The organism is Pseudomonas frederiksbergensis, from assembly GCF_003732705.1.
Lineage (GTDB): Bacteria > Pseudomonadota > Gammaproteobacteria > Pseudomonadales > Pseudomonadaceae > Aquipseudomonas > Aquipseudomonas frederiksbergensis_F.
In genome coordinates, this window is record NZ_MOBR01000040.1 from 519,167 (window position 1) to 525,535 (window position 6,369).

Annotated in this window: 7 protein-coding genes; 4 read left to right on the plus strand and 3 right to left on the minus strand. The window is 59.5% G+C overall.

The window, feature by feature from the left end:
• Positions 1 to 13: 13 nt before the first annotated feature.
• On the minus strand, positions 14 to 1,135 hold the full coding sequence (locus tag BK667_RS27675) for an efflux RND transporter periplasmic adaptor subunit (RefSeq protein ID WP_123599470.1): 1,122 nt from the start codon (positions 1,133 to 1,135) through the stop codon (positions 14 to 16).
• Positions 1,136 to 1,329: 194 nt separating this feature from the next.
• Between BK667_RS27675 and BK667_RS27680 the strand changes: the two genes are divergently transcribed.
• Complete coding sequence (locus BK667_RS27680; protein WP_123409110.1) at positions 1,330 to 1,935, plus strand: TetR/AcrR family transcriptional regulator; 606 nt, start codon at positions 1,330 to 1,332, stop codon at positions 1,933 to 1,935.
• A gap of 114 nt (positions 1,936 to 2,049) precedes the next feature.
• Here the strand turns inward: BK667_RS27680 and BK667_RS27685 are convergent, their stop codons facing one another.
• On the minus strand, positions 2,050 to 2,508 hold the full coding sequence (locus BK667_RS27685) for an REP-associated tyrosine transposase (RefSeq protein WP_123599471.1): 459 nt from the start codon (positions 2,506 to 2,508) through the stop codon (positions 2,050 to 2,052).
• A gap of 196 nt (positions 2,509 to 2,704) precedes the next feature.
• Positions 2,705 to 3,145 carry a GlcG/HbpS family heme-binding protein gene (locus tag BK667_RS27690; protein WP_123599472.1) on the minus strand — a complete coding sequence of 147 codons (441 nt, stop codon included), beginning with the start codon at positions 3,143 to 3,145 and terminating at the stop codon, positions 2,705 to 2,707.
• A 267-nt stretch (positions 3,146 to 3,412) separates the two neighbouring features.
• Between BK667_RS27690 and gcl the strand changes: the two genes are divergently transcribed.
• The 3 genes from gcl to BK667_RS27705 all read left to right on the plus strand — a co-directional run.
• Positions 3,413 to 5,188 carry a glyoxylate carboligase gene (gene gcl, locus BK667_RS27695; RefSeq protein ID WP_123510515.1) on the plus strand — a complete coding sequence of 592 codons (1,776 nt, stop codon included), beginning with the start codon at positions 3,413 to 3,415 and terminating at the stop codon, positions 5,186 to 5,188.
• Positions 5,189 to 5,333: 145 nt separating this feature from the next.
• A complete protein-coding gene (hyi, locus tag BK667_RS27700; protein ID WP_123510513.1) occupies positions 5,334 to 6,116 on the plus strand; it encodes a hydroxypyruvate isomerase in 783 nt (260 codons plus the stop codon).
• Between the two features lie 153 nt (positions 6,117 to 6,269).
• The coding region (locus tag BK667_RS27705; RefSeq protein WP_259698201.1) for an NAD(P)-binding domain-containing protein at positions 6,270 to 6,369 on the plus strand (100 nt) is incomplete at its 3' end.

Here is a 6,369-nt window from a genome sequence, read left to right on the forward strand (position 1 = left end):
GGCTGGCGGCTCCTCACTGGGCGACGACTTTCACCGTCGAGCCATCGTCGAGTTTGTCCCCGCCCTCGGTGATCACCTGCTCACCGCTCTTGACGCCGTTGTCGAGAATCGCCGTGGCATCGCCCTGCGCCGGCCCGGTTTTGATGTTGCGCAGGCTGGCCTTGTCGCCGTTGACCACAAACAGGAAATCGCCCTTGCTGCCGTGCTGGATCGCGGTGGTCGGCACCACGGGCGCCTGGCTCAGGGTGTCGGCCTTGAGCCGGGCGTTGACGAACTGATTGGGGAACAGCGCGTTGCCCGAGTCATCGAACTGCGCCTTGACCTTGATCGTGCCGGTGCTGATGTCCACCTGATTATCCAGGGCCAGCAGGTTGCCTGTGGCGAGCAGGTTGTGTTTGTTGCGGTCGTAGGCCAGCACGGTGACCGTGCCACGAGCCAGGGCTTGATTGATCGAGCCCAGGTCATCCTCGGGCACGGCGAACACCACGGTGGCCGGGGTCATTTGAGTGATGACCGCGATGCCGGTGGTGCTGCCGTTGGTCACGTAGTTGCCGGGATCCACCAGGCGCAGGCCGACCACGCCGTCGATGGGCGACAGGATCGTGCAATAGCTCAGTTGTACCTCAAGGTTTTGCACGTTGCCCTGATCGGCCGCGACCGTGCCCTGTTGTTGCTGGACCAGGGAGGCCTGGGTATCGAGGGTTTGTTGGCTGGTGGAGCCGACTTTGATCAGTTCGCGAAACCGTGTGAGGTCGCGCTGGTTGTTGCTCAACACGGCCTGATCGTGAGCCAGAGTGCCTTTGGCCACGGCCAGTTGCGCCTTGAGCGAGCGGTCGTCGATCCGGGCGATGACCTGGCCCTTGCTGACGTGCTGGCCTTCCTTGAATTCGACGCTGCTGAGAATGCCGTCCACCTGGCTGACCACCGTGACGCTGCGGGTCGGCGTCACGGTGCCGAGGGCGTCGATGTACACCGGCACGTCCTGCAACTTCACCGCCACCGCAGCTACCGGCTCGGCGGGCGGCGGCGGTTTGGCCTTATGTTGGCCACTCATCAGGTAGAACCACAGGGCGAACGCCAGCAACAGCACAACGCCGAAGATCAGCACGAACTTGCCTCGCCTGCGTTTCTCCACGGCCGCGCGCCCCTTGCCACTGGTTGCTGTTTAGACTCTAACAGCGCCCCTGTTTCCAGTCTGAAGGATGGCGAGTTTGTTCAGCCGGGCGACAGGCTGGTCCGACGAGCACCTGACCTGCGCATTCTTGAGCGCCGCGCGAGGCCGGTGCTACCATGCGCAACCGCCAGAACAGGCAAGGAACCACCTGGTTTATGAGCACTATCCGCGAGCGCAACAAAGAACTGATCCTGCGTGCCGCCAGTGAAGAATTTGCCGACAAAGGCTTCGCTGCGACCAAAACCAGTGATATCGCGGCCAAGGCGGGATTGCCCAAGCCCAACGTCTACTACTATTTCAAATCCAAGGAAAACCTCTACCGCGAGGTCCTGGAAAGCATCATCGAGCCGATCCTGCAGGCCTCGACGCCGTTCAACGCCGACGGCGTACCCAGCGAAGTGCTGAGCGGCTACATCCGCTCCAAGATCCGCATCTCCCGCGACCTGCCCTTCGCCTCCAAGGTGTTCGCCAGCGAAATCATGCACGGCGCCCCGCACCTGAGCGCCGACCTGGTGGAACGCCTCAACGGCCAGGCCAAGCACAACATCGACTGCATCCAGACCTGGATCGACCGCAACCAAATCGCCCCCATCGACCCCAACCACCTGATGTTCAGCATCTGGGCCGCGACCCAGACCTACGCCGACTTCGACTGGCAGATCTCGGCGGTGACCGGTAAAGCCAAGCTGGATGAAGCGGATTATGAAGCGGCGGCGCAGACGATTATTCGGTTGGTGTTGAAGGGGTGTGAGCCGGACTGATACACCGCGGCGCGGCCTTCGCGAGCAAGCCCGCTCCCACAAGGGGATCCGTAAACGCTGAAGATCCAATGTGGGAGCGAGCCTGCTCGCGAATAACCGCAACTCGGTCCCGGATCAAAGCCAGACAGCATCCCACAACGGATAGTCGCCAAACCGCTCCACCAAACCTGCCCGTAAAGGGTTGGCGACAACGTACTGAGCAAGCTTTACCAAGTCGTCCTCTCGACGCAGAGCTCTATCATGAAAACCTCGCTGCCATAGCCCGGTCTTACGACCGGTAGCCAGTTTCACCGCTTTGGTACTCAAAGACTTGGTCCTTTGCATAAGCTCACTCAACGATCCCTGCTGCAACTCGACCAACCAATGAAAGTGATCGGGCATAACAACCCAGGCCAATGAATTGGCATGGCCTTGGTTCTGAGCTGTGCGGAACTGCTCGACCACTAATCGACCCAAGAAAAAGTCTTTGAAGACAGGTTCTCTATCGAGAGTGTTGGTGGTTAGCAGGTAAATCCGATTCTGTTCGGCATAGCGGCCGATGCGCAGGCGATGTGAGGCAGCTAAATCCGGCATTCCTTTGCCCTTTTCATGATGAAGTCATGAAAGGCTAGACGGATAAATGCCGAGGACAGGACAGACTTTTAGCTGAATGTGTCTGGGAGATTGCCTTCGCGAGCAGGCTCGCTCCCACACTCGATCTCCGTAACACTGAAGATTCCCTGTGGGAGCGGGCTTGCTCGCGGAAGCGCCAGTTCAAACAACAAAAATACTAAGCACTAACCCCCGCATCCGCCCGCAACCCCAGCTCTTCAATCGCCCGAATCGCACACTGCTCATCCACATCCGACAGATCCCCGCTGATCCCCACCGCCCCCAGCACGTTCCCATCCTGATCCCTAATCAACACACCACCCGGTGCCGGCACGACGGTGCCCTGCCCCAGGCTGTTCAGCGCGGCGATAAACGCGGGTCTTTGTTGGGCGTCCAGCGCCAGCAGGCGTGAACTTTTACCCAGGGCGATCGCGCCCCAGGCCTTGCCGATGGCGATTTGCGGGCGTAGCAGGCTGGCGCCGTCTTCACGCTGCAAAGAGATCAGATGACCACCCGCATCCAGTACCGCGATGGTCAGTGGTGCTGCGGATACTGCACGTCCTGCGGCGATGGCCTGAGTGGTCAGGCTGACTGCGACGTTCAAGGTTAAAGCGCTCATGGTGCCGTCCTCATTTTGTTATTGGAAAGCGGTTGGGTTGCGGTGCTGTGCCGCAGTCCGATGCAACAAATAGAACACAATAGATTATTTATTTGTATACAATAATTCTCGAAAAGCGCCACATACGACGAAAAGCCACAGCAGAACGGGCTTCCGACGAATGAAACAGTCGCTTGAGAAAATGGATTGACCTGCGCCGTCCGCCGTGAATACACTCTGCGCAAAGCCATTTGTATACAATTACAAAACGTAAGAGGCACCAAAACCATGAGCAAAATGAGAGCAATCGAAGCCGCCGTTCTGGTGATGCGCCGTGAAGGGGTTGATACCGCTTTCGGCATCCCGGGCGCCGCGATCAACCCGCTGTACTCCGCCCTGCAGAAGGTCGGTGGCATCGATCACGTGCTCGCTCGCCACGTTGAAGGCGCTTCGCACATGGCCGAGGGCTACACCCGCACCAAGGCCGGCAATATCGGCGTGTGCATCGGCACTTCCGGCCCAGCCGGCACTGACATGGTCACCGGCCTTTACAGTGCCTCGGCCGACTCGATCCCGATCCTGTGCATCACCGGCCAGGCACCGCGGGCGCGCATGCATAAAGAAGACTTCCAGGCTGTCGACATCACTGCCATCGTCAAGCCAGTGACCAAGTGGGCCACCACCGTCATGGAACCGGGCCAGGTGCCGTATGCGTTCCAGAAAGCCTTCTACGAAATGCGCTCCGGCCGCCCAGGCCCCGTGCTGATCGACCTGCCGTTTGACGTGCAAATGGCCGAAATCGAATTCGATATCGACGCCTACCAACCGCTGCCACTGGCCAAGCCCACCGCTAACCGCGTGCAAATCGAGAAGGCCCTGGCCATGCTCGATCAGGCCGAACGCCCATTGCTGGTGGCCGGTGGCGGCATCATCAATGCCGACGCCAGCGATTTGCTGGTGGAGTTCGCTGAGCTGACCGGCATTCCAGTGATCCCGACCCTGATGGGCTGGGGCACGATTCCGGACGATCACCCATTGATGGTCGGCATGGTCGGCCTGCAAACCTCGCACCGCTATGGCAACGCGACGCTGTTGAAATCGGACGTGGTGCTGGGCGTCGGTAACCGTTGGGCCAACCGTCACACCGGTTCGATCGACGTCTACACCGAGGGCCGCAAATTCATTCACGTTGACATCGAGCCGACGCAAATCGGCCGCGTGTTCAACCCGGACCTGGGCATCGTTTCCGACGCCGCGGCCGCGCTGACCGTGTTCATCGAAGTCGCTCGCGAATGGCAAGCCGCCGGCAAGCTGAAAAACCGCAGCGCCTGGCTGCAAGACTGCCAGCAGCGCAAGGCCAGCCTGCAGCGCAAGACCCACTTCGACAACGTGCCGGTCAAGCCACAGCGCGTGTATGAAGAGATGAACCAAGTGTTCGGCAAAGACACTTGCTATGTAAGTACCATCGGTCTGTCGCAGATTGCCGGCGCGCAGTTCCTGCACGTCTATAAGCCGCGTCACTGGATCAACTGCGGCCAGGCCGGCCCGTTGGGCTGGACCATTCCGGCGGCGCTGGGCGTGGTCAAGGCTGATCCGACCCGCAAAGTCGTGGCCCTGTCGGGCGACTATGATTTCCAGTTCATGATCGAAGAATTGGCGGTGGGTGCGCAGTTCAAACTGCCGTACATCCACGTTGTGGTAAACAACTCGTACCTGGGGCTGATCCGTCAGGCCCAGCGCGGTTTCGACATGGACTACTGTGTGCAGCTGTCCTTCGATAACCTCAACGCTCCAGAACTCAACGGTTACGGTGTCGATCACGTGGCAGTCGCCGAAGGCCTCGGCTGCAAGGCGCTGCGCGTATTCGAACCGGGTCAGATCCAGCCTGCCCTGCGCAAGGCTCAGGAGCTGATCGAAGAGTTCAAGGTGCCGGTGATCGTCGAGATTATTCTGGAGCGCGTGACCAACATTTCCATGGGCACCGAGATCAACGCCGTTAACGAATTCGAAGACCTGGCGTTGGTCGGCAACGATGCGCCAACCGCGATTTCGTTGCTCGATTGAGCACTATGATCGTTCCCACGCTCTGCGTGGGAATGCATCCGGTGACGCTCCGCGTCACATAACGGCTGGACGCAGAGCGTCCGGGGCGGCATTCCCACGCAGAGCGTGGGAACGATCGGCCCTCACACATTTACGGGAGACCACCATGCCGCGTTTCGCAGCCAACCTGTCCATGCTGTTCACCGAACAGGATTTTCTTGCCCGTTTTGAAGCGGCCGCCAAGGCCGGTTTCAGTGGTGTTGAGTACCTGTTCCCTTACGACTTCAGCTCTGCCGAAATCAAGGCCAAGCTCGACGCCAACGGTCTGACCCAGGTGCTGTTCAACCTGCCGGCCGGTGACTGGGCCAAAGGCGAACGCGGTATCGCATGCCTGCCGGATCGGGTCGAAGAATTCCGCGCCGGGGTCGACCTGGCGATCGCTTACGCCAAGGTTCTGGGCAACACCCAGGTCAACTGCCTGGCCGGTATTCGTCCACAAAACGTCGATGACGCCACTGTGGAAAAAACCTTCGTCAGCAACCTCAAGTACGCCGCCGACAAGCTGCAAGCGGCGGGCATCAAACTGGTGATGGAAGCGATCAACACCCGCGACATCCCCGGCTTCTACCTGAACAACACGGCGCAAGCCCTGTCGATTCGCGAACAGGTGGGCAGCGCCAATCTGTTCCTGCAATACGACATCTACCACATGCAAATCATGGAAGGCGACCTGGCCCGCACCCTGCAATCGCACTTGGGCGAAATCAACCATGTGCAGTTGGCAGACAACCCAGGGCGCAACGAACCGGGCACCGGTGAAATCAACTACCGCTTCCTGTTCGAACACCTGGATCGCATTGGTTATCAGGGTTGGGTCGGTTGCGAATACAAGCCGCTGACCACCACAGAAGCGGGCCTCGGCTGGTTGAAAACCCATAACGCGATCTGAGCAGTTCCCCGGTGGGAGCGAGCCTGCTCGCGAATGCGGTGGTTCAGTCAACACGGATATTGAATGTTCCACCGCATTCGCGAGCAGGCTCGCTCCCACATAGAAGCACTCCCCTATTTGCTTGAAGCAGCATAAAAACAAGAGGATTCTCTCATGGCTCAATTCGGATTTATCGGCATCGGCATCATGGGCCACCCAATGTCCTTGAACCTGCAGAAAGCCGGTCACAGCCTTCTACTGTCGGCACACCACG

What these genes read in the sequence shown, in the direction of transcription:
- BK667_RS27690 (WP_123599472.1), bottom strand. Translation starts at nt 3,145, where the DNA reads ATGAGCGCTTTAACCTTGAACGTCGCAGTCAGCCTGACCACTCAGGCC.
- BK667_RS27685 (WP_123599471.1), bottom strand. Translation starts at nt 2,508, where the DNA reads ATGCCGGATTTAGCTGCCTCACATCGCCTGCGCATCGGCCGCTATGCC.
- hyi (WP_123510513.1), top strand. Translation starts at nt 5,334, where the DNA reads ATGCCGCGTTTCGCAGCCAACCTGTCCATGCTGTTCACCGAACAGGAT.
- BK667_RS27680 (WP_123409110.1), top strand. Translation starts at nt 1,330, where the DNA reads ATGAGCACTATCCGCGAGCGCAACAAAGAACTGATCCTGCGTGCCGCC.
- gcl (WP_123510515.1), top strand. Translation starts at nt 3,413, where the DNA reads ATGAGCAAAATGAGAGCAATCGAAGCCGCCGTTCTGGTGATGCGCCGT.